The organism is Pseudomonas sp. NPDC089534, assembly GCF_044749305.1.
In the GTDB taxonomy this organism is placed as follows: Bacteria; Pseudomonadota; Gammaproteobacteria; order Pseudomonadales; family Pseudomonadaceae; genus Aquipseudomonas; species Aquipseudomonas ekonensis.
On the sequence record NZ_JBIVHR010000042.1, the window covers coordinates 24,853 to 49,510 of the forward strand.

General features: G+C 66.3%; 26 protein-coding genes. 17 read left to right on the top strand and 9 right to left on the bottom strand.

Going from position 1 to position 24,658, the window contains the following annotated elements:
- Nucleotides 1–2: 2 nt before the first annotated feature.
- Together ACIP0B_RS14955 and ACIP0B_RS14960 are read right to left on the bottom strand one after the other, a co-directional pair.
- Nucleotides 3–902, bottom strand: coding sequence for a polysaccharide deacetylase family protein (locus tag ACIP0B_RS14955; protein ID WP_400833113.1), 900 nt, complete (start codon nucleotides 900–902; stop codon nucleotides 3–5).
- Between the two features lie 134 nt (nucleotides 903–1,036).
- A complete protein-coding gene (locus tag ACIP0B_RS14960; RefSeq protein WP_400833115.1) occupies nucleotides 1,037–1,984 on the bottom strand; it encodes an ABC transporter substrate-binding protein in 948 nt (315 codons plus the stop codon).
- Between the two features lie 294 nt (nucleotides 1,985–2,278).
- Between ACIP0B_RS14960 and ACIP0B_RS14965 the strand changes: the two genes are divergently transcribed.
- The 4 genes from ACIP0B_RS14965 to ACIP0B_RS14980 all read left to right on the top strand — a co-directional run bounded on the left by ACIP0B_RS14965 (nucleotide 2,279) and on the right by ACIP0B_RS14980 (nucleotide 5,404).
- Nucleotides 2,279–3,265 (top strand): aliphatic sulfonate ABC transporter substrate-binding protein, encoded by a 987-nt coding sequence (locus ACIP0B_RS14965; protein WP_400833116.1) that lies wholly within the window; start codon nucleotides 2,279–2,281, stop codon nucleotides 3,263–3,265.
- A gap of 28 nt (nucleotides 3,266–3,293) precedes the next feature.
- On the top strand, nucleotides 3,294–4,133 hold the full coding sequence (locus ACIP0B_RS14970) for an ABC transporter permease (protein ID WP_400833118.1): 840 nt from the start codon (nucleotides 3,294–3,296) through the stop codon (nucleotides 4,131–4,133).
- A gap of 52 nt (nucleotides 4,134–4,185) precedes the next feature.
- Entirely contained in the window at nucleotides 4,186–4,866 is a 681-nt protein-coding gene (locus ACIP0B_RS14975; protein ID WP_400833120.1) for an SOS response-associated peptidase, read from the top strand.
- A gap of 265 nt (nucleotides 4,867–5,131) precedes the next feature.
- On the top strand, nucleotides 5,132–5,404 hold the full coding sequence (locus tag ACIP0B_RS14980; RefSeq protein ID WP_400833122.1) for a hypothetical protein: 273 nt from the start codon (nucleotides 5,132–5,134) through the stop codon (nucleotides 5,402–5,404).
- A 47-nt stretch (nucleotides 5,405–5,451) separates the two neighbouring features.
- Here the strand turns inward: ACIP0B_RS14980 and ACIP0B_RS14985 are convergent, their stop codons facing one another.
- Genes ACIP0B_RS14985 through ACIP0B_RS14995 form a run of 3 tightly spaced genes read right to left on the bottom strand, consistent with a single transcriptional unit; the run spans nucleotide 5,452 to nucleotide 6,672 of the window.
- Nucleotides 5,452–5,604 carry a hypothetical protein gene (locus ACIP0B_RS14985; protein WP_400833124.1) on the bottom strand — a complete coding sequence of 51 codons (153 nt, stop codon included), beginning with the start codon at nucleotides 5,602–5,604 and terminating at the stop codon, nucleotides 5,452–5,454.
- Nucleotides 5,605–5,662: 58 nt separating this feature from the next.
- Nucleotides 5,663–5,977 carry an AzlD domain-containing protein gene (locus ACIP0B_RS14990; protein ID WP_400833126.1) on the bottom strand — a complete coding sequence of 105 codons (315 nt, stop codon included), beginning with the start codon at nucleotides 5,975–5,977 and terminating at the stop codon, nucleotides 5,663–5,665.
- Complete coding sequence (locus ACIP0B_RS14995) at nucleotides 5,974–6,672, bottom strand: AzlC family ABC transporter permease (RefSeq protein WP_400833128.1); 699 nt, start codon at nucleotides 6,670–6,672, stop codon at nucleotides 5,974–5,976. The genes ACIP0B_RS14990 and ACIP0B_RS14995 overlap by 4 nt, the downstream gene beginning before the upstream one ends.
- A gap of 143 nt (nucleotides 6,673–6,815) precedes the next feature.
- Between ACIP0B_RS14995 and ACIP0B_RS15000 the strand changes: the two genes are divergently transcribed.
- Nucleotides 6,816–7,202, top strand: coding sequence for a DUF2784 domain-containing protein (locus ACIP0B_RS15000; protein ID WP_400833130.1), 387 nt, complete (start codon nucleotides 6,816–6,818; stop codon nucleotides 7,200–7,202).
- Here ACIP0B_RS15000 and ACIP0B_RS15005 read toward each other — a convergent pair.
- Nucleotides 7,199–7,726 carry a DUF3087 domain-containing protein gene (locus tag ACIP0B_RS15005; RefSeq protein ID WP_400833131.1) on the bottom strand — a complete coding sequence of 176 codons (528 nt, stop codon included), beginning with the start codon at nucleotides 7,724–7,726 and terminating at the stop codon, nucleotides 7,199–7,201. The two genes, ACIP0B_RS15000 and ACIP0B_RS15005, sit on opposite strands and share 4 nt — an antisense overlap.
- Before the next feature lie 214 nt (nucleotides 7,727–7,940).
- Between ACIP0B_RS15005 and ppnN the strand changes: the two genes are divergently transcribed.
- The 3 genes from ppnN to ACIP0B_RS15020 all read left to right on the top strand — a co-directional run bounded on the left by ppnN (nucleotide 7,941) and on the right by ACIP0B_RS15020 (nucleotide 11,148).
- Nucleotides 7,941–9,314: a nucleotide 5'-monophosphate nucleosidase PpnN gene (ppnN, locus tag ACIP0B_RS15010; RefSeq protein ID WP_400833132.1), complete on the top strand. Its 1,374-nt coding sequence runs from the start codon at nucleotides 7,941–7,943 to the stop codon at nucleotides 9,312–9,314.
- 224 nt (nucleotides 9,315–9,538) lie between these two features.
- A complete protein-coding gene (locus tag ACIP0B_RS15015; RefSeq protein WP_400833135.1) occupies nucleotides 9,539–10,276 on the top strand; it encodes a response regulator in 738 nt (245 codons plus the stop codon).
- A gap of 137 nt (nucleotides 10,277–10,413) precedes the next feature.
- Nucleotides 10,414–11,148, top strand: a complete 735-nt coding sequence (locus tag ACIP0B_RS15020; RefSeq protein WP_400833137.1) for a substrate-binding periplasmic protein — start codon at nucleotides 10,414–10,416, stop codon at nucleotides 11,146–11,148.
- A 130-nt stretch (nucleotides 11,149–11,278) separates the two neighbouring features.
- Here the strand turns inward: ACIP0B_RS15020 and ACIP0B_RS15025 are convergent, their stop codons facing one another.
- Together ACIP0B_RS15025 and ACIP0B_RS15030 are read right to left on the bottom strand one after the other, a co-directional pair.
- Nucleotides 11,279–12,709 carry an FAD/NAD(P)-binding protein gene (locus ACIP0B_RS15025; protein ID WP_400833139.1) on the bottom strand — a complete coding sequence of 477 codons (1,431 nt, stop codon included), beginning with the start codon at nucleotides 12,707–12,709 and terminating at the stop codon, nucleotides 11,279–11,281.
- A 66-nt stretch (nucleotides 12,710–12,775) separates the two neighbouring features.
- The gene (locus tag ACIP0B_RS15030) at nucleotides 12,776–13,339 is read right to left on the bottom strand and encodes a helix-turn-helix domain-containing protein (RefSeq protein WP_400833140.1); all 564 of its coding nucleotides are present in this window, start codon (nucleotides 13,337–13,339) and stop codon (nucleotides 12,776–12,778) included.
- Between the two features lie 85 nt (nucleotides 13,340–13,424).
- Here ACIP0B_RS15030 and ACIP0B_RS15035 point away from each other — a divergent pair, with 85 nt between their 5' ends.
- The 7 genes from ACIP0B_RS15035 to ACIP0B_RS15065 all read left to right on the top strand — a co-directional run bounded on the left by ACIP0B_RS15035 (nucleotide 13,425) and on the right by ACIP0B_RS15065 (nucleotide 20,973).
- Nucleotides 13,425–14,360: a DMT family transporter gene (locus ACIP0B_RS15035; protein WP_400833143.1), complete on the top strand. Its 936-nt coding sequence runs from the start codon at nucleotides 13,425–13,427 to the stop codon at nucleotides 14,358–14,360.
- A 573-nt stretch (nucleotides 14,361–14,933) separates the two neighbouring features.
- On the top strand, nucleotides 14,934–17,834 hold the full coding sequence (locus tag ACIP0B_RS15040; protein WP_400833144.1) for a monovalent cation/H+ antiporter subunit A: 2,901 nt from the start codon (nucleotides 14,934–14,936) through the stop codon (nucleotides 17,832–17,834).
- The gene (locus tag ACIP0B_RS15045; protein WP_007986256.1) at nucleotides 17,834–18,178 is read left to right on the top strand and encodes a Na+/H+ antiporter subunit C; all 345 of its coding nucleotides are present in this window, start codon (nucleotides 17,834–17,836) and stop codon (nucleotides 18,176–18,178) included. The genes ACIP0B_RS15040 and ACIP0B_RS15045 overlap by 1 nt, the downstream gene beginning before the upstream one ends.
- Nucleotides 18,175–19,854 (top strand): monovalent cation/H+ antiporter subunit D, encoded by a 1,680-nt coding sequence (locus tag ACIP0B_RS15050; RefSeq protein ID WP_400833148.1) that lies wholly within the window; start codon nucleotides 18,175–18,177, stop codon nucleotides 19,852–19,854. The genes ACIP0B_RS15045 and ACIP0B_RS15050 overlap by 4 nt, the downstream gene beginning before the upstream one ends.
- Nucleotides 19,851–20,339 (top strand): Na+/H+ antiporter subunit E, encoded by a 489-nt coding sequence (locus tag ACIP0B_RS15055; RefSeq protein ID WP_400833151.1) that lies wholly within the window; start codon nucleotides 19,851–19,853, stop codon nucleotides 20,337–20,339. The genes ACIP0B_RS15050 and ACIP0B_RS15055 overlap by 4 nt, the downstream gene beginning before the upstream one ends.
- Nucleotides 20,336–20,614, top strand: a complete 279-nt coding sequence (locus ACIP0B_RS15060) for a K+/H+ antiporter subunit F (RefSeq protein ID WP_003225959.1) — start codon at nucleotides 20,336–20,338, stop codon at nucleotides 20,612–20,614. The genes ACIP0B_RS15055 and ACIP0B_RS15060 overlap by 4 nt, the downstream gene beginning before the upstream one ends.
- Nucleotides 20,611–20,973 (top strand): Na+/H+ antiporter subunit G, encoded by a 363-nt coding sequence (locus ACIP0B_RS15065; RefSeq protein WP_400833153.1) that lies wholly within the window; start codon nucleotides 20,611–20,613, stop codon nucleotides 20,971–20,973. The genes ACIP0B_RS15060 and ACIP0B_RS15065 overlap by 4 nt, the downstream gene beginning before the upstream one ends.
- A gap of 141 nt (nucleotides 20,974–21,114) precedes the next feature.
- Here the strand turns inward: ACIP0B_RS15065 and ACIP0B_RS15070 are convergent, their stop codons facing one another.
- Entirely contained in the window at nucleotides 21,115–21,555 is a 441-nt protein-coding gene (locus tag ACIP0B_RS15070; protein ID WP_400833155.1) for a DUF3995 domain-containing protein, read from the bottom strand.
- A 93-nt stretch (nucleotides 21,556–21,648) separates the two neighbouring features.
- Between ACIP0B_RS15070 and ACIP0B_RS15075 the strand changes: the two genes are divergently transcribed.
- Entirely contained in the window at nucleotides 21,649–22,035 is a 387-nt protein-coding gene (locus tag ACIP0B_RS15075) for a DUF2946 domain-containing protein (protein WP_400833157.1), read from the top strand.
- A 92-nt stretch (nucleotides 22,036–22,127) separates the two neighbouring features.
- Nucleotides 22,128–24,260: a TonB-dependent receptor gene (locus tag ACIP0B_RS15080; RefSeq protein WP_400833160.1), complete on the top strand. Its 2,133-nt coding sequence runs from the start codon at nucleotides 22,128–22,130 to the stop codon at nucleotides 24,258–24,260.
- The last annotated feature ends 398 nt before the right edge of the window (nucleotides 24,261–24,658 follow it).

Here is a 24,658-nt window from a genome sequence, read left to right on the forward strand (position 1 = left end):
GGTCAGTGGGCGTTGCGGTCCCAGATCCAGTTCCAGACCCCCGGCAGGCGCACCGGATCCGAACTCTGACGAACGGTACGGGCCAACGCCGCCTTCTCCAGCGCGGCGTGATCGTCATAGAACGGCTTGTCCGCCAGCCGCACGCCGGTGGCGGCGGCGCTGTCGAGCAGGATCTGCAGGTATTCGCGGGCATGCCGCGCGGTGTAGCGGTTCAGGTCATGGAACGTCACCACCACCGGAATCACCCCGTCGACCGTCGGCAATTCGCCGAGGGCGATCCGCTCCCGGACTTCCGACAACTGGCGCAGCATGTTCGCCCGGCGCCTGGGACTGCCGTTGAAGCCCCAGATCTTGCCGTCGTTGGCGCTGAGATCGGTCAGCAGCACGCTCAGGCCATGCCGTTGATAGGCGGCGAACGTGCGCTTGTCGTAGTTCCAGAACGGCGGACGCAGCAGCACCGGCGGCGCGCCGGTGATGGCGGCGATGTCCGCCGTGCCGTTGGTCAGCGCCTCTTCGAGCTCCGCAGGCTCCAGCGAACGGTGGTTGGTGTGCCAGGGCGTGGCCGTGTGGAAGCCCAGCACATGCCCTTCGGCGTGCTCCCGGCGCATGAGGCTGCGGCCGATGTCGCTGTTGCCGGCCCGCGGGGCGCGGGTCTGGACGAAGAACACCGCCTTCAGGTCCGGCTGCACCGGGTTGACCTTGAGGCTGTCGAGCACGGTGGCGGTCGGGTTCCAGAAACTGGAGGCGCTGGGGCCATCGTCGAAGGTCAGCAGGAAGCGCACCGGCGCCTGGGCCTTGAGCCGGGTTTCGGTCTGCGGGGTCATTTCGATGGGAGCGGCGATGCACCCGGCCAGCCCGACGGCGACGGCCACTGCGCTGAACAGCCTGAACCAATGCTTCATGTCTTGCCTTGCGCCCGACCGTGACGGTCATGTTGTCGATTGGCAAAACTCCCTCGCCGCCGCTGCCTCCCTGCGATCCGCCGAAGCGGACCGGGGTTGGATCAAGGTACGCGGGGTTTGGTTCCGGCACCCGCTCAGTTCGTCAGCGCCTTCTCGAACGACGTGTCGATGATGCCCGCCGTGGCCAACGGCGCCGGCAGTGCCTTGACCTTGTACAGGAAGTCCGCCGTGCCTTGCAGGTCGCTGGCCGCCTGCCCGTCCACCGGGCCGACCGTCATGTGCGCCTGGCGCAGCCAGTGCCGCGACACCGCCTGATCCAGGTTGGCCTTCTTCGCCCACAGGTCCGCGTACTCGTCAGTATGGCTGTCGACCCAGGCCCGCGCCTTTTTCAGCCGGGAAAGAAAGTCGGCGATCGCCTCACGCTTGGCGTCGATGGACGGCGCGGACGCGGCGATGGCGCTCAAGCCCGGCATCAGGTTCTTCGCCGTGAGGATCGGCCGGGCCCCGGAGAACACGATCTGCTGGGAAATGTACGGTTCCCACACCGGAAACGCATCGATGCCGCCCTGGGGCAGCGCGGCGGCGGCATCGACCGGCATGAGCTTGACGAAGTCGACGTAGTCCTCCGGCAGGCCGCCCTGCTCCAGCGCCCGCAAGGTCAGTTGCTGGCTCCAGGCACCGGGCCAGTAGGCGACTTTCTTGCCTTTGAGGTCGGCGACGGTCTTGACCGGCGAATCCTTCGGCACCAGTAAAGCGATGGTGTCCGGGTTCTGCCGCGACACGCCGATCAGCTTCACCGGCGCCTGTTTCGCGGCCAGGAACAGAAAGCCCGAGTCGCCGAGAAAGCCCAGGTCCAGCGACCCGGCCTGCAAGGCCTCGGCCAACGGCGCGGCGGCCTGGAAGTGTTTCCAGTCGACGGTGTACGGCGCGTCCTTGAGCACGCCGGACGCCTCCACCGATGCGCGGATGTTGTAGTAGTTCTGGTCGCCGACCTGCAAGACCAAAGGTTCGGCAGCATAGGAAAACGGCGAAGCAAACAAAGCACCAGTCAATGTGGCGCGCAGGAAACGGGAGAACGTCATGGCGGAGACCTGTGGGCGGGTTTTCCATAGACCATAACGCTCTTATAAAAAGATTTTGAAATTCGATTTATACATAAGCTCAGCACGGACACTGCGCACTGTCCGACCCACAACAGCGCCTCGGCGAAGTGTTTTCCCGGCAACACTTCGTGAAACCGAAAGCGGCACAAACCCCAATGAATACGGGGCAAAACGCTTATGGCACAGAGCCTGCATTATTCCACTCATGCAGGAAGCATTCGATAGAAACATCCATTTGGACATAAGACCTGTTGCCTTGCCGGAGCGCCCCCGATGACATCCTTCCTACCGTTCTCCCGCGCCAAAACCCTTCTCGCGGCCTGGGCCGTGGCCCTGAGCCTGCAACCGGCGGCCCAGGCCGCCGAAGCCCCGCCGGCTGAAGTGCACCTGGACTACGCCTATTACTCGCCGGTCAGCCTGGCCCTCAAGCACCTGGGCTACCTGGAAAAGGCCCTGCCGCAGAGCAAGGTCGGTTGGGTGCTGAGCCAGGGCAGCAACCGCTCGCTGGAGTACCTCAACAGCGGCGGCGTCGATTTCGCCTCCTCCGCCAGCCTCGCCGCCGTGCTCAGCCGGGCCAACGGCAGCCCGATCAAGTCGGTGTACGTCTACAGCCGCGCCGAATGGACCGCGCTGGTGGTGCGCAAGGACTCGCCGATCCAGAGCGTCGCCGACCTCAAGGGCAAGAAGATCGCCGCCACCAAAGGCACCGACCCGTACCTGTTCACCCTGCGCAGCCTGCAGCAGGCCGGGCTGAAAAAGGACGATGTCGAACTGGTGCACCTGCAGCATCCTGATGGCCGCACGGCCTTGGAGAAAGGCGATGTCGACGCCTGGGCCGGGCTCGACCCGCACATGGCCGCCAGCCAGGTCCAGGCCGGCTCGCGCCTGCTGTACCGCAATCCGGACTTCAACAGCTACGGGGTCGTGAGCGTCACCGAGCGCTACGCCAAGGAGCACCCGCAGACCATCGACACCGTGATCAAAGCCTACGAACAGGCCCGCGAGTGGGCGGTGAAGCACCCGGACGAGTTGGCCAAACTGCTCGCCGACGAATCCGGCCTGCCGCTGGACGTGGCCAGGCTGCAACTGTCGCGCACCGATCTGGGCCGTCCGCAGCTCACCGCCGGGGATGTGCAGGCCTCGAAGGCCGCCGCGCCGATCCTGGTCTCGGAGGAGCTGGTGCGCCGCGGGGTGAATGTCGATCAGGTCATCGACCAGTTGATCGACACCGGCTTCCAGCCCACCGTCGCCGCCCAGTGACCGAACCGGCGCAAAGGGAGAACCGCCCATGAGCCATGACCTGCCCGCCCGCCTCGCATTGGCGTCGCCGCGCCGCCCATCCGCGAAGCTGAGCCCGCATTGGCGACGGCGCCTCAAAGGCCTGGCCGTGCCGCTGCTGATCGTCATCGCCCTGGAAATCATCGTGCGCAGCGGCTGGCTGCCGGCCTATCAGATGCCCGCGCCGAGCGAGATCGCCCTGACGCTGACCGACCTGGCCGAAGGTGCGCTGTGGAAGCACATCGGCGCCAGCCTGGTCCGCGTGCTGGCGGGCTTCGCCATCGGCGCGGGCCTGGCGCTCGTGTTCGCTTCCTGGGTAGGCCTGAGCCGCGAGGCCGAGGCCTACCTGGAGCCGACCTTCGCCGCGCTGCGCTCGATCCCGAGCCTGGCCTGGGTGCCGCTGTTGCTGCTGTGGCTGGGCATCGACGAGACGTCGAAAATCGTACTGATCGCCATCGGCGCGTTCTTTCCGGTGTACGTCAATGTCGTCGCGGCGATCCGCGACATCGACCGCCGGCTGGTGGAGGTCGGGCACATCTACGGGTTCAGCCGCCTGCAGCTGGTGCGCCGGATCCTGTTGCCCGCCGCCCTGCCCGGCCTGTTCACGGGGCTGCGCAGCGGCATGAGCCTGGCCTGGATGTTTCTGGTGGCCGCCGAACTGATCGCCGCCACCAAAGGGCTGGGCTACCTGTTGAGCGACGGGCGCGAAACTTCGCGGCCGGACATCGTGCTGGCGGCGATCATCGTCCTGGCGCTGCTGGGCAAGCTCAGCGACGGCCTGCTCGCCGCGCTGGAGCGCCGCTGGCTGGCCTGGCGCGACACGTTCAAGGGCCAGGGCGACACGGTGTGAACCGGACAACTAAGCTCAAGGCTAACGTGGCCGGTTGCCGGAGGTTCGGCGCATGTGCGGACGACTGTCGCAGTACCGGGGCATCCACGATTTCGTGGCGGTCCTGAGCATTCCCGATGCGCTGATCAATCACGTCGGCGACGCGCCGCTCGCCCGCTACAACGCTGCGCCCACCACGTCGCTGGCCATCCTCCATCAGCACGAACGGCACCTGTACGCCGACAGTCTGCGCTGGGGCTGGCGCCCGCACTGGGCCAAGGACCGCGCGACGCCGATCAACGCACGGGTGGAGAAAGTCGCCCACGGCCCGTTCTTCCGGGCGATCTGGCGACACCGCCTGATCGTGCCCGTGGACAATTGGTTCGAATGGGTGGACACGCCCGACAAAAGCCGACAGCCCTGGCTGATCCGTCGCGCCGACCATGGCCCGATTTTCTGCGCCGCCATCGGCCAGTTTCCGACACCCGGCACGCCGTCAAAGGAAGACGACGGATTTGTCATCATCACCGCCGACAGTGAAGGCGGCCTGCTCGACATCCATGACCGGCGCCCGCTCGTGCTGTGCGCCGAGCGGGTGAACGAATGGCTCGATCCTGCCACGCCCGCCGAACGGGCGGAGCAGATGCTGCTGTTCGACACCGAACCGGCCGGCGCCTTCCAGTGGCACAAGGTCGGCAAGGCCATCGGCAACGCCCGCAATCAGGGTGCGCAATTGATTCAGCCGACGGATTAAATAAACCCCGCAGCGGCACGTCATTTAGAGGAGAGATCCGCGTGCTGTCCCCCTGCGTTACAGGGGGTGTATCAACCGCGAGACAACACCGTGAAACAATCGTTCGAGCGAACTAACCGCCTGTCTGACATTTCAATCGTCATACATACATTTAGATGCACTACGGATAGCATGCGCGCCGCATTTCCAATTGGCACTTTAGTTGACCGAAGAGTCAACAGACCAGGAATCCCCGACAAACTCAACATCCTTGCAGAGAACCAAGTTGCGCGACGATTTTGCAATCAAACAGGCCAGTGGCCTGGAGTGTATTCACCTGTCCATGACAGAGCGCTTTCAACTCGACTGTTTTATCGGCCACTACATAAAGACCCGAAACCTGCGTGACGTACCCGATATCGACCGCATCCTGCGCACCACGCTCGAAAGCTATCCCTGCCACCCGCCGGTGATGGTCAACGAGCTCAACGCCTGGATCGACAAGACCTTGGGCTATCGGGCTTCCCACCCCGATTTCACGCAGCTGGACGATCTCTGAGACAACGCAAAAGCCCCGCACGAGCGGGGCTTTTGCGTTTCAGCCGATCAGGGTTTCAGCGGGCGCTCCTGGTCTCGGTCGGACAGCTCCCGGCCATCGTCGTGTTTCCAGGTCTGTTCTTTGTGCTTTTCCCGCTCGATCTCTTCTTCGCTCGGTTCATCGTCATCGATGGGTTCCGGAGGTTTTCGCTCGTTTGCCATGTTCGCCTCGCTGTCGGAAGTCATCCTTAGAGCGTAGAACACTTTTCAAACGCGCAACTTACAGCCACCAGCGCAACAGAAAGAAGAACGCCATGCTAAATAGCATGCTAAGCAACGTATTGCGCGTGTAAATCACCAGCCCGATCGCCACCAGAGAACTGATCAGATACGGGTTGTCCCACTGAAGATTCAGTTGCCGGTCCGGCATGAACACGATCGGCCCGCAAATCGCGGTGAGCATGCCCGGCACGGCAAACCCGAGAAACTGCCGGGCGTTGCTGCTCAGGCGCACGGGCAAGCGCGGCTCCAGGAACACGTAACGGTTGAGGAACACCAGGATTCCCATGCCGACAATCACTGCCCAAACCATCATGCGCGCCCCCGATACAGCTTGTTGCAGACAAACCCCGCCGTCATCCCGGCCAGCCCCGACAGCACCAGCGCCGAGCCCCATTGCCAATAGCTGAACAGCACCGAGCAGAACAGCGACACCGCCACGCAGACCACCGTCGGCACGTTGCGCACCACCGGGGCGATCAGCGCGATGAAGGTCGCGGCAATCGAGAAGTCCAGACCCAGGTGTTCCAGCCCCGGAATGCTGCTGCCCAGCACGATGCCGGCCAGGGTGAAGAGGTTCCAGGCGATGTAGAACGTCAGGCCCACGCCCAGGGCGTACCAGCGGTCGAACTGCTGGCGGTCGTGCTGGCTGGTCAGGGCGAACAGTTCGTCGGTGAGCAGGAAGCCCAGGCCCAGGCGCCAGCGACCCGGCAACGGCGAAATCACCGAACGCATGCTCATGCCGTACAGCAAGTGCTGGGAGGTCAGCAGCACGGTGGTCAGCAGGATCGAGAACAGCCCGGCGCCGCCCTTGAGCATGCCGATGGCCACCAACTGGGCGGCGCCGGCGAACACGATGCTCGACAGCCCCTGGCCTTGCAGCGGCGTAAGGTTGGCTTCGATCGCCATGGAGCCGGCCAGCAGGCCCCACGGCGCGGTCGCCAGGGATAACGGCATGATCGCCGCCGCACCGCGAAGGAACGCGCTGCGCGGCATGAGTGAGTCAGACATAACGCTCTTCAACCGGAATACAGGGCCGCCGACTCTGCCATTGAACGCCCGTTCATGGCTTGAACAATCTTGCGCACTTGGGGCCGCCATCCCCCCCGACTGGCGTACCATGGCCCCATCCACCACCGCGTCAGGGAGACGACATGCTGTACCGAATCGCCGCCGACGGCCTCGTGCTGTTCCATCTGCTGTTCATTCTGTTCGTGCTGTTCGGCGGACTGCTGGCGCTCAGGTGGCGGCCCTTGATCTGGCTGCACCTGCCGGCGGCCACCTGGGGCGTGCTGGTCGAGGTGCTGCACCTGACCTGCCCGCTGACCCGCTGGGAAAACCTGATGCGCCACGCCGCCGGCCAGACCGAGTACGCCGGCGGTTTCATCGAGCACTACATCTGGCCGATCATTTATCCGGCGGGGCTGACCCCGCAGATCCAGCTGGCGCTGGGCAGCGTGGTGCTGGCGGTCAACCTGCTGGTGTACGGGCGCCTGATCCGCCGGTGGCAGCGGCGGCGCGCCGCACGCATTCCGTTCTAGCGGGCGCCGGGCTTCAGCGCTTGCAGCCAGGCCGGGTCGAGGCGCGTCTGTGCGGGGTCGATGCCCAGCGCCGCCATCCGCGCCTCGTGCTGTTCGGCTTCCCGCCGCAACTGCCCATGATCGCTGGAGTTGCCGTCCAGTTCATGCATCTGGCTCAGGCCCAGGTGATAGAAGCGCAGCACCTTCATCGCCGTCGGATCATCCCGCTCCACCGCCGCCGTCACCTGATGCATGACATTGGTGACGCTCATCAGGCTGCGCTTGAGCCGCCAGCCGTACACCGCCGGCGCCATCCAGGCCTGATGCCAGAAGCGTCCGCGCAACAGCGCCGCGGTCAGCAGGAAGCCGGCGAACACACCGCCCACGTTGAACCGCAGGTTGTCGCCGCCCGGCTCGCCGAACAGCGAAACCGCCGCGGTGGAAAACAGCATCGCCAGCACCAGGAACAGCACCGCGATGATCAGCGTGCTGCGCCGGGTCTGCTGGCGATAGGTGACGGCATCGATCGGCTGGATCTCGAACATCGCGACAGGCTTCCGGGTCTTGAGTTAAAAAGAGGCTGGCGCATTATCGCCAACGGGACGGATTTAGCTATGCTGGAGCGCCCTTTCATCTTTTCACCGTCCGACGGGGACATGGCGACACCACGCAATCCGTGCCACATTCATTCATGGATACACACCATTCGGATACCGTTGGCCCGCTTCACCGCAACGGCATCGTTTTAAGGATCACCGCATGACCCAACGACACGTCATCAATGCCTCGGTCAGCCCCAAAGGCAGCCTGGAAACCCTTTCCCAACGTGAAGTCCAGCAACTGAGCCAAGCCGGATCCGGCAGCACCTACACCCTCTTCCGCCAGTGCGCCCTGGCCATCCTCAACACCGGCGCCCACGTCGACAACGCCAAGACCATCCTGGAAGCCTACAAGGACTTCGAGATCCGCATTCACCAGCAAGACCGCGGCGTGCGCCTGGAACTGCTGAACGCCCCCGCCGACGCCTTCGTCGACGGCGAAATGATCGCCAGCACCCGCGAGATGCTGTTCAGCGCCCTGCGCGACATCGTCTACACCGAAAACGAACTCGATGCCTTGAGCATCGACCTGAGCACCTCCCAGGGCATCAGCGACTACGTCTTCCACCTGCTGCGCAACGCCCGCACCCTGCGCCCGGGCGTCGAGCCGAAAATCGTCGTGTGCTGGGGCGGCCACTCGATCAACACCGACGAATACAAGTACACCAAGAAGGTCGGCCATGAGCTGGGCCTGCGCAGCCTCGACATCTGCACCGGCTGCGGCCCGGGCGTGATGAAGGGCCCGATGAAGGGCGCGACCATCGCCCACGCCAAGCAGCGCATCCACGGCGGCCGCTACCTGGGCCTGACCGAACCCGGCATCATCGCCGCCGAAGCGCCGAACCCGATCGTCAACGAACTGGTGATCCTGCCGGACATCGAGAAGCGCCTCGAAGCCTTCGTGCGCGTCGGCCACGGCATCATCATCTTCCCCGGCGGCGCCGGCACCGCCGAGGAGTTCCTGTACCTGTTGGGCATCCTGATGCACCCGGACAACGAAGGCCTGCCGTTCCCGGTCATCCTCACAGGCCCCAAGCACGCCGCACCGTACCTGCAGCAGCTGGACGCCTTCGTCACCGCCACCCTCGGCGAAGCGGCCAAGCGGCATTACCAGATCATCATCGACGACCCGGCCGAAGTCGCCCGGCAGATGACCCAGGGCCTCAAGGCCGTGAAGCAGTTCCGCCGCGAGCGCAACGACGCGTTCCACTTCAACTGGCTGCTGAAGATCGACGAGGGCTTCCAGCGCCCGTTCGACCCGACCCACGAAAACATGGCCAACCTCAAGCTCCACCGCGACCAGCCGGCCCACGAACTGGCGGCCAACCTGCGCCGGGCGTTTTCCGGGATCGTCGCCGGCAACGTCAAGGACAAGGGCATCCGCCTGATCGAGGAACACGGGCCGTACCGGATCCGCGGCGACGCGGCGATCATGCAGCCGCTGGACCTGCTGCTCAAAGCGTTCGTCGCCCAACACCGGATGAAACTGCCGGGCGGCGCGGCGTACGTGCCGTGCTACCAGGTCGTGTCCTGACAGGCTAAACCTGTGGGAGCGAGGCGTGCCCGCCACCCTTCTGGGTGGCTGGCACGCCGTCATCGCGGGCAGGCTCGCTCCCACACTGTTTTGCAGTGACCGCAGATTGCGCATTCGCCGCCGATCCCCCTGCGGGAGCCAGCCTGCCGGCGAAAGCGTCAGCCAAGACATCGCCGGATCAGGGCAATGAAGATCCGGACAAACCAACAACAAGAGCGCCAGCCATGGATCACATCAACCACATCCTCATCGTCGACGACGACCGCGAGATCCGCGAACTGGTCGGCGGCTACCTGACGAAGAACGGCCTGCGCACCACCGTGGTCGCCGACGGCCGGCAGATGCGCAGCTTCCTCGCCGCCGACACCGCGGACCTGATCGTGCTCGACCTCATGCTCCCCGGCGACGACGGCCTGGTGCTGTGCCGCGAACTGCGCGCCGGCAAGCACAAGGCCACGCCGATCCTGATGCTCACCGCCCGCGACGACCAGACCGACCGCATCCTGGGCCTGGAAATGGGCGCCGACGACTACCTGACCAAACCCTTCGCCGCCCGCGAACTGCTGGCCCGGATCAACGCCGTGCTGCGCCGCACGCGGATGCTGCCGCCCAACCTGCTGATCACCGAAACCGGCCGCCTGCTGGCGTTCGGCCGCTGGCGCCTGGACACCACCGCCCGCCACCTGCTCGACGAGGACGACACCCTGGTCGCCCTGAGCGGCGCCGAGTACCGTCTGCTGCGGGTATTCCTCGACCATCCGCAAAGGGTGCTCAGCCGCGACCAGTTGCTCAACCTGACCCAAGGCCGGGAGGCCGACCTGTTCGACCGCTCCATCGATCTCTTGGTCAGCCGCCTGCGCCAGCGCCTGCTGGACGACTCCCGCGAGCCGACCTACATCAAGACCGTGCGCAACGAAGGCTACGTGTTCTCCTACGCCGTGGAGATGCTCGCCGAATCCTGACCCCTGTGCCAAGGACGCCATAGCAACCCGCCACTACCGATAAGCCTTGCTCTCTGACGCAAAAGCCCCGGTGATTCCTCGGGACAGGCAACACGCGCCCGTAATAAGCTGCACGTTTGATTTTTCAGGGACGATCCATGAAACGCCTCGCCGCCTGTCTGCTGTCATTGCTGGCCCTGACGGCCCACGCGGCGGAGCTGCGCCTGCTCACCGACAACCATCCGCCCCTGCACTTCCAGCAGGGCGACCGCCTGGTAGGGTTCGGCGTGGACGTGGTGCAGGCCCTGGCGGAGCAGACCGGCGACCACATCCACCTTCAGCAGGTGCCGTTGCTGCGGGCCTTGCGCATGGCCAGCGACTCGCCGGACACCGGCGTGTTCACCGTGCTTCGCACCGACGAGCGCGACGACCGCTACCAATGGGTCGGGCCGCTGGTGGAGGTCGAAACCGCGCTCTACGCCCATGAAAACCTGCAAACACCGATCCGCAGCCTGCGCGAGGCCGACCACCTGGGCCGGATCACCGTGCCGCGCAAATGGCTGGCCTACAGCTATCTGCAGAAGCAGGACCTGAACAACCTCTACGGCGTGGAAACCCCGGAGCAGATGATGCGCCTGTTCAGCCTGGGACGGACCGACTTCGTGGTCTCCGACACCCTGTCCAGCGCCTCCCTGGCCCGCGAGCAAGGCATGGAGCCAGGCCGCCTGCAGTATCAGATGCCGCTGATGAAGCAGGACACCTACATCGCCTTCTCCCGCCAGACCGACCCCCGCCGGGTCGCCCGCTGGCAGCAGGCGCTCGACGCCTTGCGCGCCGACGGGCGACTGGAGGAAATGCGCCAGCGCTGGCTGGTGGACAGCTTGCCGCGCTGACCGGAGCTTCTTCTTCGATGGCCTTGCGGGCCTCATCGCCAGCAGGCTGGCTCCCACATGGGTGTTGTGGTGCAGCTAAAACGGCGGGAGCCAGCCTGCTGGCGATGAGGCCCACAACAACGCTCCCGAACTAAAGCCCCGCCAACTTCACAGCCAACGCCTTGGCCTGCGCCGCCACATCGGTGACCGCCGTGCTTTCCCACCACATCCCGCGCAACGGCGGGCCCATGGCGAACAGGCACGCTGACACCTGCCCCTGGGCATCCACCACCGCGCCATCCGCCGTGGCCGCGATCCCCAGCGCCAACGGCCCCGGCCGCACCAGCCCGCGCGTGAGCATCTGCTGCGGCAGGGGTCGCGCCACCCGGCGCCAGTCGTACTCGATGCCGCTGGAGTTGATCAGCGCCGCCCCGCTCACCCAGCAGGTATCGGCCTCGCCCCGGCGACGGATGCAGATGCTCACCCCACCCTCCGGCATCAGCTCCTGCCCTTTGTACGAAGCGGCCTGAATGCTCAGCCGCCCTTCACGTTGCAGACGTTCGACCACCTCGGCGCTCAAGGGCGGCGAACGGTGGTGATGGCTTTCCCACCACGGCCGCACATGGCGCACGAACTGCCGGCGCTGCGCATCGCTGGCCTGGCTCCATAGGCGGCCGATGTGCGCCCGCACCGTGTCCAGCGGCGCCTGCCAGTCGATGCCTTGGGCGATGGCGTCGCGGCACTGCCGGCGCAGTTCCCGCAGCAACTGGCGGGGGCTGCGGATAGCGTGATCACCGGCAAGAAAATCCACCCACGCCGGTGGCTGCCTGCGCACATGGGGCAGAAGGCCGTGACGGGAAAAGACCTTGATCGGCCCGCGGTGCCCGGCCTGTTCGAGCGAGACCACCGCGTCGACCATGGTCAGGCCGGAGCCGATGATCAGCACCGTGGCGTGGGGATCGAGCCGGCGCATCGCGGTCACGTCCCAAGGGTCGAGCGCCGCGGCGTTCAGGCCGCTGGAGTGCATCTGCGGTGTGCGGGCGGCGGGGAACAGGCCGGTGGCGATGACCGCATGCGCGCCTTGCAGGAGCCGGCCGTCGTTCAGCGTGACCTGCACCGAACCGGCCCCGACCTGCACGTCCACCGCCTCCGCCCGCACATGCTCGACGGTCGAGCCGTACGTCGCGCCCGTCCGTTGCGCTTCGGCCAGACGCTGCTGGACATACACGCCGAACAGGCCCCGGGGCGGAAACAGTTCGCTGACCGGCACCGATTGCCGGTCCGACTCCGGCCAGCCGCCGGCGGCGATGTGGGCGGCGAGCCATTGGGTCAGGTCGTCGGCGTTGTCCGGGTCGACGCTCATGCGCGCCGCGTTGCCGTTGAGCGTGTGCCCCAGCTCCACCGCGCTGTAGGCCTCGCCGCGGCCGAGCTCAGTCCGAGGCTCGACCACCAGGATCCGCCGCCGTCCCGGCAGGCGCAGCAACTGCGCCGCCAGCAGCGTGCCGCTGAGGCCGCCGCCGATGACCAGGATATCGGCCTGACGGGTCGGGGCATTCGCCTGTCCGTATTCGGGGTGTGTCATCCGTTGCGCCGCTCCGTCGTTGGGGTCTTGCCACATTAAGGGAACGGCCGGGGAATGTCCTGCCGCTCAGATCACCACGTTGCGCACGAAGCGCGCCGCCACCTCGCCATCGTTGCGGTAGCCGTGGGGCTGGTTGCTGGCGAACATGAAGAACTCGCCGGCGGCGATCCGCTGCGGGCGGTCGCCCAGCATCAAGGTCAGGCAGCCTTGGAAGACGAAGATCTGCTCGCTCCAGCCCTCGGCGTCCGGTTGCGAGGGGTACACCTCGCCCGGTTGCAGGCACCACTCCCATTGCTCCACCGCGCGGGTGGCGGTGGCCTTGGACAGCAGCACCGCCTTGCTGCCGGGAATGCTGCCGGCCCAGGCCAGTTCGTTGATGCGGCCAGGGTCGCGGTTGTCCGGCGCCTGGATCAGGTCGCTGAACGCCACGTCGAGGGCTTCGGCGATACGGTCCAGGGTGGTCAGGCTGACGTTGTTCTCGCCGGCCTCGATGGCCACCAGCATGCGCCGGCTGACCCCGGACTGTTCCGCCAGGGTGGCCTGGCTCATGTCGATGGCGTGACGCAGGCGCCGCACGTTCTGGCTGACATGCTGGAGGACGGATGTTCGCGGCGGGGAATCTTTGTGCACTATATTGCTCACTCGGTGGGGTTGGGCAGTATACTGCGCAACGTTGGGCGCATTGTGCGTTCCCCTCCTCCTAGCGTGCAAGGTCATGATGTCGGTCAATTCCCCCCAAACTTCCCCGCGTGTCCCCCGGTTCAGCAAGGCCGAAGCCGTCCTTGTCCTGATCACCATGCTTTGGGGCGGCACGTTCCTGCTGGTGCAGCATGCGATGACCGTCAGCGGCCCGATGTTCTTCGTCGGCCTGCGCTTCGCCGCGGCGGCCAGCATCGTGGCGCTGTTTTCGTGGAAGCACCTGCGCGACCTGACCCTGTTCGAGCTGCGCGCAGGCGCGTTCATCGGCGTGGCGATCATGCTCGGCTACGGCTTGCAGACCGTCGGCCTGCAAAGCATCCCCAGCAGCCAGTCGGCGTTCATCACGGCGCTCTACGTGCCGTTCGTGCCGCTGCTGCAATGGCTGGTGCTGGGCCGCCGGCCCGGGCTGATGCCGAGCATCGGGATCATGCTGGCGTTCACCGGCCTGATGCTGCTGTCGGGGCCGTCCGGGGCGTCGCTGAACTTCAGCCCCGGCGAAATCGCCACGCTGATCAGCGCCATCGCGATCGCGGCGGAAATCATCCTCATCAGCACCTATGCCGGCCAGGTCGATGTACGCCGGGTGACGGTGGTGCAACTGGCGGTGACGTCGGTGCTGGCCTTCCTGATGGTGGTGCCGACCGGCGAGGCGATCCCCTCTTTCTCGTGGGTGCTGGTGTCCACCGCCCTGGGGCTGGGGGCGATGAGCGCGGCGATCCAGGTGGCGATGAACTGGGCGCAGAAGAGCGTGTCGCCGACCCGCGCCACCCTGATCTATGCCGGTGAGCCGGTGTGGGCCGGCATCGCCGGGCGGATCGCCGGGGAACGCCTGCCGGCGATTGCCCTGGTGGGCGCGGGGCTGATCGTGGCGGCGGTGATCGTCAGCGAACTGAAGACCAAGGCCAAGGGCACCGCGGCCGAGACAGCGCTGGGGCGCGAGACCCAGGGTTGAATCACTGAGGGCGGCGGCGCCTGACCCGGCGCCATCGCCAGCAGGCTGGCTCCCACAGGGGATAGCGGGTGTATGCAGGATCTGCGTCACCACCAAAACCTGTGGGAGCTTGCCTGCAAGCGATGAGGCCGGCACTGCCGACATCTCTGCCGCCTGACCCACCGCCATCGCGGGCAAGCCCGCTCCCACAGGTATCCCGGGTGTTCGCAAGATCCATGTACACCGCCAAAACCTGTGGGAGCTTGCCTGCAAGCGATGAGGCCGGCACAGCCGACATCTCTGTTGCCTGACCCACCGCCATCGCGGGCAAGCCCGCTCCCACAGGTATCCCGGGTGTTTGCAGAATCTAGGTACACCCCAAAACCTGTGGGAGCTGCGGTGCGACGATTCGACTTGCCAGCGGTGAGGCCCGCGATCCGACGCAGAGGCCATCACCGGCGCCATCACGCCCCCTGAAACAATGTGAAGCAGGAAATTTCCGACTACCTTGTAGGATTCTGAGACATCCTGGCGTTTGGTGATCGGGGAACTGGCACGTATGATGCTTCACAAACTTCCGCAGATTAGAAGCCTATGTCCCTGATAGTTCTACTGCTTCTGCCTTTCCTGGGCAGCTGTCTGGCCGCGGTGCTGCCGCACAACGCACGAAACGCCGAATCCCTGCTGGCAGGCCTGGTCGCTCTGGCCGGCACCGTCCAGGTCGCGTTGCTGTACCCGCAAATCGCCGACGGCGGCGTGATCCGCGAAGAGTTCATGTGGCTGCCCAGCCTGGGCCTGAACTTCGTCCTGCGCCTGGACGGCTTCGCCTGGCTGTTCTCGATGCTGGTGCTGGGCATCGGCACCCTCGTCTCCCTGTATGCCCGCTACTACATGTCGCCGGACGACCCGGTGCCGCGCTTCTTCGCGTTTTTCCTGGCGTTCATGGGCGCCATGCTCGGGCTGGTAATCTCCGGCAACCTGATCCAGATCGTGTTCTTCTGGGAACTGACCAGCCTGTTCTCGTTCCTGCTGATCGGCTACTGGCACCACCGTCACGACGCCCGCCGCGGCGCGTATATGGCGCTGATGGTCACCGGCGCGGGCGGCTTGTGCCTGCTGGCGGGGGTGCTCATCCTCGGCCATGTCGTGGGCAGCTATGACCTGGACAAGGTCCTGGCCGCCGGCGACCTGATCCGCGCACATGCCCTCTACCCCGTTCTGCTTCCCCTGATCCTCATCGGCGCCCTGAGCAAGAGCGCCCAGTTCCCCTTCCACTTCTGGCTGCCCCACGCCATGGCGGCGCCCACGCCGGTTTCGGCCTACCTGCACTCGGCGACCATGGTCAAGGCCGGGGTGTTTTTGCTGGCGCGGCTGTGGCCGTCGCTGTCCGGCAGCGAAGAATGGTTCTACATCGTCAGCGGCGCCGGCGCCGCCACGCTGCTGCTCGGCGCGTACTGCGCGATGTTCCAGAACGACCTCAAGGGCCTGCTGGCCTACTCGACCATCAGCCACCTGGGCCTGATCACCCTGCTGCTGGGCCTGAACAGCCCGCTGGCCGCCGTGGCCGCGGTGTTCCACATCCTCAACCACGCCACGTTCAAGGCCTCGCTGTTCATGGCCGCCGGCATCATCGACCACGAGAGCGGCACCCGCGACATCCGCAAGCTCAACGGCCTGTTCAAACTGATCCCGTTCACCGCCACCCTGGCGATGGTGGCCAGTGCGTCGATGGCCGGCGTGCCGCTGCTCAACGGCTTCCTGTCCAAGGAAATGTTCTTCGCCGAAACGGTGTTCATCAACGCCACGGCCTGGGTCGAAGCGGCGCTGCCGATCGTCGCGACCCTCGCCGGCACGTTCAGCGTCGCCTATTCCCTGCGCTTCACCGTGGATGTGTTCTTCGGCCCGACCGCCACCGACCTGCCGCACACCCCGCACGAACCGCCGCGCTGGATGCGTGCGCCGGTGGAGTTGCTGGTGCTGACCTGCCTGGTGGTGGGGATCTTCCCGGCCCAGGTGGTCGGCCCGCTGCTGGCTGCGGCGGCCACGCCCGTGGTCGGCGGCACGCTCCCTGAATACAGCCTGGCGATCTGGCACGGCCTCAACGCGCCGATGATCATGAGCCTGATCGCCATGTCCGGCGGCATCGTGGTGTACCTGCTGCTGCGCAACCAGCTCAAGCGCGGGCGTTTCAGCTTCCCGCCGCTGGTGGGCCGCTTCAACGGCAAGCGCCTGTTCGAGCGCAGCCTGGTGGCGATGATGCGCCTGGCCCGGCGGCTGGAGCGGCGGATCGGCACCAAGCGCCTGCAGGCGCAGCTGTTCCTGATGGTGCTGGCGGCGGTGCTCGCCGGCCTGATCCCGATGCTGCACAGCAGCCTGAGCTGGGGCGACCGGCCGAAGATTCCGGGCTCCATCGTGTTCGTCACCCTGTGGCTGCTGGCGATCGCCTGCGCCCTGGGCGCCGCGTGGCAGGCCAAGTATCACCGTCTCGCCGCCCTGACCATGGTCAGTGTCTGCGGCCTGATGACCTGCGTGACCTTCGTCTGGTTCTCCGCGCCGGACCTCGCCCTGACGCAACTGGTGGTGGAAGTGGTGACCACCGTGCTGATCCTGCTCGGCCTGCGCTGGCTGCCCCGGCGGATCGAAGAGGTGTCGCCGCTGCCCAACAGCCTGCGCAAGGCGCGGGTGCGCCGGGTGCGCGACCTGCTGCTGTCGGTGGCCGTCGGCGGCGGCATGGCGCTGCTGTCCTATGCGATGCTGACCCGCCAGACCCCCAACGACATCTCGTCGTTCTACCTCAGCCGCGCCCTGCCCGAGGGCGGCGGCAGCAACGTGGTCAACGTGATGCTGGTGGACTTCCGCGGCTTCGACACCCTGGGCGAAATCACCGTGCTGGTGGCCGTGGCCCTGACCGTGTACGCCCTGCTGCGCCGGTTCCGCCCGCCGAAGGAAAGCCTGCAGCTGCCGGCCCAGCAACGCCTGCTGGCGCCGGACGTGGTCACCGACCTGGTCAACCCGCGCTCGGCCAGCGACACCGCGCTGGGCTTCATGATGGTGCCGGCGGTGCTGGTGCGCCTGCTGCTGCCGATCGCGCTGGTGGTGTCGTTCTACCTGTTCATGCGCGGGCACAATCAGCCGGGCGGCGGCTTCGTCGCCGGGCTGGTGATGTCGGTGGCGTTCATCCTGCAATACATGGTCGCCGGCACCCAGTGGGTCGAGGCGCAGATGAGCCTGCGGCCGCTGCGCTGGATGGGCACCGGGCTGCTGTTCGCCACCGTCACGGGGCTGGGGGCGATGGCCGCCGGCTATCCGTTCATGACCACCCACACCTGGCATTTCGGCGTGCCGCTGCTGGGCGACATCCACATCGCCAGCGCGCTGTTCTTCGACATCGGCGTGTACGCCGTGGTGGTCGGCTCGACCCTGCTGATCCTCACCGCCCTCGCCCACCAATCGGTGCGGGGCCATAAAACCGCCGCCGCCAAAGGAGCCGTCTGATGGAAGAAGTCATCGCAATCGCCATCGGTGTGCTCGCCGCCTCCGGCGTCTGGCTGATCCTGCGTCCCCGGACGTTCCAGGTGGTCATGGGCCTGTGCCTGCTGTCCTACGGCGTCAACCTGTTCATCTTCAGCATGGGCAGCCTGTTCATCGGCAAGGAGCCGATCATCAAGGACGGCGTGCCCCAGGACCTGTTGCACTACACCGATCCGTTGCCCCAGGCGCTGGTGCTGACCGCGATCGTCATCAGCTTCGCCATGACTGCGCTGTTCCTGGTGGTGCTGCTGGCGTCCCGGGGCCTCACCGGCACCGACCACGTGGACGGCCGGGAGCCCAAGGAATGATGGCGATGACTCACCTGATCGCCGCGCCGATCCTGCTGCCGCTGCTGACCGCCGCCATCATGCTGATGCTGGGCGAGCGGCACCGGCCGCTGAAGGCCAAGCTCAACCTGGCCTCCAGCCTCGTCGGCCTGGGGATCGCCGTGGCGCTGCTGGCCTGGACCCAGACCACCGGCGTGCCCGGCTCCATCGGCGTGTACCTGCCGGGCAACTGGCAGGTGCCGTTCGGCCTGGTGCTGGTGGTGGATCGGTTGTCGGCGCTGATGCTGGTGCTCACCGGGATCATCGGCGTCAGTGCCCTGCTGTACGCCATGGCCCGCTGGGACGGCGCGGGGTCGAGCTTCCACGCCCTGTTCCAGATCCAGCTGATGGGCCTGTACGGCGCGTTCCTGACCGCCGACCTGTTCAACCTGTTCGTGTTCTTCGAGGTGCTGCTCGCCGCCTCCTACGGCCTGATGCTGCACGGCTCGGGCCGGGCGCGGGTGTCGTCGGGGCTGCATTACATCTCGATCAACCTGCTGGCCTCGTCGCTGTTCCTGATCGGCGCGGCGCTGATCTACGGCGTCACCGGCACGCTGAACATGGCTGACCTGGCGCTGAAGATCCCGCTGGTGCCGGAGGCCGACCGAGGCCTGCTGCACGCCGGCGCGGGCATCCTGGCGGTGGCGTTCCTGGCCAAGGCCGGCATGTGGCCTTTGAACTTCTGGCTGGTGCCGGCCTATTCCTCGGCCAGCGCGCCGGTGGCGGCGATGTTCGCGATCATGACCAAGGTCGGCGTCTACACCCTGCTGCGCCTGTGGACGCTGCTGTTCTCCGGCCAGGCCGGGGCGTCGGCGTACTTTGCCGGCGACTGGCTGATCTACGGCGGCATGGCCACCATCGTCTGCGCCGGGGTCGCGATCATCGCCGCCCAGCGCCTGGAGCGCATGGCCAGCCTGAGCATCCTGGTGTCGGCGGGGATCCTGCTGTCCGCCACCGGTTTCGCCCAGCCGAACCTGGTGGCGGCGGCGCTGTTCTATCTGGTCAGCTCGACCCTGGCGCTGAGCGCGCTGTTCCTGCTGGCCGAACTGATCGAGCGTTCGCGCACCGCCACCGAGGTGCCGCTGGAGGACGAAAACGAACTGCTGCCGCGCCCGCAGGAAGCCGCTGCACCGGTCAAGGGCACCAACCTGGACGACGACCAGCAAGCCGTGGTCGGCCAGGTGATTCCCTGGACCATGGCGTTCCTGGGCCTGAGCTTCATCGCCTGCGCGCTGCTGATCGTCGGCATGCCGCCGCTGTCCGGGTTCATCGGCAAGCTCAGTCTGATCGGCGCGCTGCTCAACCCGCTGGGCCTGGGCGCCGGCGAGCCGGTGTCGCCGGCCGCGTGGTCGCTGCTGGCGCTGCTGATCCTGTCCGGGCTGGCCTCGCTGATGGCCTTCTCGCGGCTGGGCATCCAGCGTTTCTGGTCGCCGGAGGAGCGCCCGTCGCCGGTGCTGCGCAAGCTGGAATGCACGCCGATCCTGGTGCTGCTGGGCCTGAGCATCGCCCTGACCTTCAAGGCCGAGCCGCTGCTGCGCTACACCGAAGCCGCCGCCGATGCCCTGAACAACCCGCAGCAATACGTGATGGCCGTGCTCGGCACCCGCGCCGTGCCGAGCCCCGAAGCCAAGGCCGCATTGCAGGAGGCCCACCCATGAAGCGTCTGTTCCCTGCCCCCTGGCTGTCGCTGGCGCTGTGGCTGCTGTGGCTGGCGCTGAACCAGTCGGCCAGCCCCGGCAACCTGCTGCTCGGCGCCGTGCTGGGGTTCGCCGCGCCGCTGATGATGCGCAAGCTGCGCCCGCAGCGGATCCGCATCCGCCGTCCGGGCACCATCCTGCGCCTGTTTTTCCTGGTCGGCCGGGACGTGATCCACTCCAACCTGGCCGTGGCCTGGGGCGTGCTCAACGCCGGCCGCCGTCCGCCCCGCTCGCGCTTCGTCAAGGTGCCGCTGGACCTGCGCGACGCCAACGGCCTGGCGGCGCTGTCGATGATCACCACGGTGGTGCCCGGCACGGTGTGGTCGGAGCTGGCGCTGGACCGCAGCATCCTGCTGATGCACGTCTGGGACCTGGAGGACGAGGCGCAGTTCATCCAGCACTTCAAGACCACTTACGAGCGGCCGCTGATGGAGATTTTCGAATGAGCCCGTTGCTGTCGAACGCGATCCTGCTCACGCTGTTCCTGTTTTCCCTGGCGATGGTGCTGACCCTGATCCGCCTGTTCAAGGGGCCGTCGGCCCAGGACCGGGTCCTGGCGCTGGACTACCTGTACATCGTCGCCATGCTGATGATGCTGACCCTGGGCATCCGTTACTCCAGCGACACGTACTTCGAGGCGGCGCTGCTGATCGCGCTGTTCGGCTTCGTCGGCTCATTCGCGCTGGCCAAGTTCCTGCTGCGGGGCGAGGTGATCGAATGAGCGCGCCATTGTCTTTGTGGGTGGAGATCCCGGTGGCGATCCTGCTGGTGCTGGGCGGCACCTTCGCGCTGATCGGCGCCTTGGGGCTGCTGCGCATGAAGGATTACTTCCAGCGCATGCACCCGCCGGCCCTGGCCTCGACGCTGGGTTCGTGGTGCGTGGCGCTGGCGTCGATCCTGTGCTTTTCCGCGTTCAGCGAGGCGCCGGTGGTGCATGCCTGGCTGATCCCGATCCTGCTGGCGATCACCGTGCCGGTGACGACCCTGCTGCTGGCGCGGGCGGCGCTGTTCCGCAAGCGCATGGCCGGGGACGATGTGCCGGCGGAGGTGAGCAGCCGGCGGGGTGAGAGCGAGGGCTGACCTCAGGATGCGGGGTGTCCTTGCCGACGCCATCGCCAGCAGGCTGGCTCCCACAGGGCATGGCCGAGCCTACAGATTCTGTGCGCACCGCAAAAAACTGTGGGAGCCCGCCTGCTGGCGATGAGGCCGGCACAGGCCACCTCAAACCCAGGCCACCGTCAGCAGCCCCGCCCCCAGCACCGTGCACAGCGGCGAATAGAACCAGGTGTCGAGCCAGGCGAACCGCGAGGCCTTCACCTCCTTGAAGAAGCCCACCAGTTCCGAGTCGCCGATGGCCCGGGCGAACATCAGCAGCGCAATCGCGCTGATCACCCATTGCAGCGACCGGTGCTGCACCGTCGGCAGCCACCACCCCACCCGCAGGCACACCAGCGCGGCCACCGACAGCAGCGCCGCCGCCACCGCCAAGGTGATCCAGCCCGACGGCTTGAACGCCGGCCGCAACGTCGCCACCCCATCCGCCACCGGCACCTGCGGCACCACCGCGGCCACGGCCCACTGCCCGCCCAGCGCCCAATACACATGCACCAGGCTGATCACCGCAAACACCGTGACCAGCCCTCGAGCCAAGACAAACGTCATGGTCGCGGTTCCTTGTTTTCGATTTGAACAAAATCATCCTAGACGGCATTTTTCCAAGTGCACGACCGTTCGACCTTGGGTAAAGTGCCGCCCATGAAATTCACCCGTTCCGATCGCTCACTGCTGGCCTGGATGCTCTACTGCTGCGTCCTGTTCAACGTGTTCGCCTGCAGCATCGGTCACGGGCAGATGGTCGGGATGCAGCTCAACGGCCTCGGCGGCCAGTTCTGCGCGGTCGATCCGGCCACCCAGGCGCCGCTCGCCGCCAACCCTTCCGAAGAGAAACTGCCGACCCTGGCCAAGGCCTTCGGCTGCCCGCTGTGCTCCACCGGCGGCATGGGGCCGGCGTTCAACTCCAGCCTGACCCTGGCGATCCTGCCGGAACAGCACAGCCCGCCGCTGCCGGCCATCGTCAGCGCCGACCTCCCCGCCCGCTTCGCCTGGCCTTCGGCCAACCCCCGCGCCCCGCCGCTCGCCTGAGTGCCCTTGCCCTTTTGATTCGTCAGCCCACTGCGCCAACGCGCGGCGTTCGCCTGTGCGCTGACTCCTAGACAAGCATTCAGGATTCAACGATGAAACAACTCACTTTGCTGGCGAGCCTGTGCGGCTGCCTGTCCGTCAACGCCTGGGCGCAATCCGCCGTGGACCTGGCGCCGATCACCATTGACGGCGAATCCGCCGCCGAACCCGGCCTGAGCCTGGACGGCTCCAGCGGCATGGCCTCGCGCCTGGGACTGAGCGTGCGCGACACGCCGGCCTCGGTGGCCGTGGCGAACCGCAACGACATCGAACGCCACGGCGCGCAGAACTTCCAGGACGCCGCCAACACCCTGCCCGGCGTCAACGCCAGCGCCCCGCCGGGCTTCGGCGGGTTCGTGTCCTACCGCGGCTTCACCAGCAGCCAGATCACCCAGATGTTCAACGGCGTCAACGTGTCCGGCGGCCTGGCGCGGCCGGTCGATGCGTGGATCTACGATCGGGTGGAACTGGTCGGCGGCCCGTCGTCGCTGATCAACGGCGCAGGTTCGGTCGGCGGCTCGCTCAACTACGTGACCAAGCTCGCCACCCGCGACGAGCAGGCCGTCGAAGGCCGGGTCAGCTACGGCACCTTCGACACCGCCGAAACCGCCTTCGGCCTCAACCATGCCCTGACCGAGCCCGGTGCCGACGTGCAGCACTACGCGCGGCTGGACGTCAGCCACAACACCGGCAACGGCTACATCGACCGCCAGGAGCGGGATGCCTGGAGCGTGGCGTTCTCCCTGCTCAGCGACCTGACGCCCGACCTGTCGCACACCCTGGCCCTGGAATACCAGGACGAACACGAAGACAGCCCGTACTGGGGCACCCCGGTGCTCAACCCCAAGGCCGGCGAGCTGAAGATCGACAAGCACAACCGCTTCAACAACTACAACGTCGAGGACGGCCGCTACGAGCAGCGCACGATCTGGGTACGCTCGATCATCGACTACCGGATCAACGACAGCACCACCCTGCGCAACACCCTCTACCACCTGGACAGCCAGCGCGACTACCGCAACCTGGAAACCTACCAGTACAACGCCGACAACAGCGCGGTGAACCGCTCCACCGCCTATCAGGTGCGGCACCAGGGCGAACAGAACGGCAACCAGTTCGAACTGCGCCACGACAACACCCTGTTCGGCCTCGACACCACCTGGTCCGGCGGCTTCGAGTACAAGGTCAACCAGACCACCAACTCACCGCTCAACGTGAAGGGCGCGAGCACGGTCGACCCCAACAGCTACCGCCCCGGGCACTTCTACGACATTCCCGGCACGAAGCCGGGATTTGTCAGCGACAAGACCAACGAAGTCACCACCAAGGCCCTGTTCGCCGAAAACCGCCTGGCGCTGACCGACAAGCTGGCGCTGCTCACCGGGCTGCGCTACGACGACATCGACCTGGACGTGACCAACCACCGCGCCGTGACCGCCAGCAACCCGAAGCATCTCAAGCGCAGTTGGGAGCCGGTCACCGGGCGAGTCGGGCTGACCTACCAGTTCATTCCGTCGGCCAACGTCTACGTGCAGTACAGCACCGCCGCCGAACAGCCGAACGGCACCCAGGACTTTGACGTCTCGACGGGCAAGCAATGGGAGATCGGCAGCAAGTTCGACTACCTGAACGGACGCGGCTCGGCGACGGTGGCGGCCTATACGATCGAGCGCAAGGACTTCGCCGTGACCGATCCGCTGGATCCGACCCAGAGCATTCCGGTGGGCCAGCAGACCTCCAAAGGCATCGAGATCGCCAGCTCGCTGCGCATCACCGACCGGTTGCTGGCCGAGGGCAACTTCGCCTGGGTCGACGCGCAGTACGACGATTTCACGGAGAAGAACGCTGCCGGCGTGGTGGTCTCGCGCAAGGGCAACACACCGACCAACGTGCCGGACCGGGTGGGCAACCTGTGGCTGACCTATGACTTCTCGCCGCAATGGCAAGGCGGGGTCGATGCGCGCTACGTGGCGTCGGTGTACGCCGACACGGCCAACACCATGACCGTGCCGTCGTACACGCTGTTCGGCAGCTTCCTGAGCTACAAGGTCAATGCGCACACCACCGTCACCGGCCGGGTGCGCAACCTGACCAACGAGGTCTACGCGGAGTTCGCCCATGTGTCGCCGGCGTACTACCTGGGCACGCCGCGCACCTTCGAACTCGCGGTGCAGACGCGCTTCTGACTCCCGCCGCCATCGCGGGCAAGCCCGCTCCCACAGGTATCCCGGGTGTTTGCAGAATCCAGGTACACCACAAAACCTGTGGGAGCTGGCTTGCCAGCGATGAGGCCGGCAATGCCGATATCTCCGGTGCCTGACCCACCGCCATCGCCAGCAGGCTGGCTCCCACAGGTGTCCCAGGTGTTTGCAGAATCCAGGCACACCCCAAAACCTGTGGGAGCTGCGGTGCGACGATTCGACTTGCCAGCGATGAGGCCGGCACTGCCGGCATCTCCGGTACCTGACCCACCGCCATCGCTGGCAAGCCAGCTCCCACAGGTATCTCGGGTGTTTGCAGAATCTAGGTACACCACAAAACCTGTGGGAGCTGCGGTGCGACGATTCGACTTGCCAGCGATGAG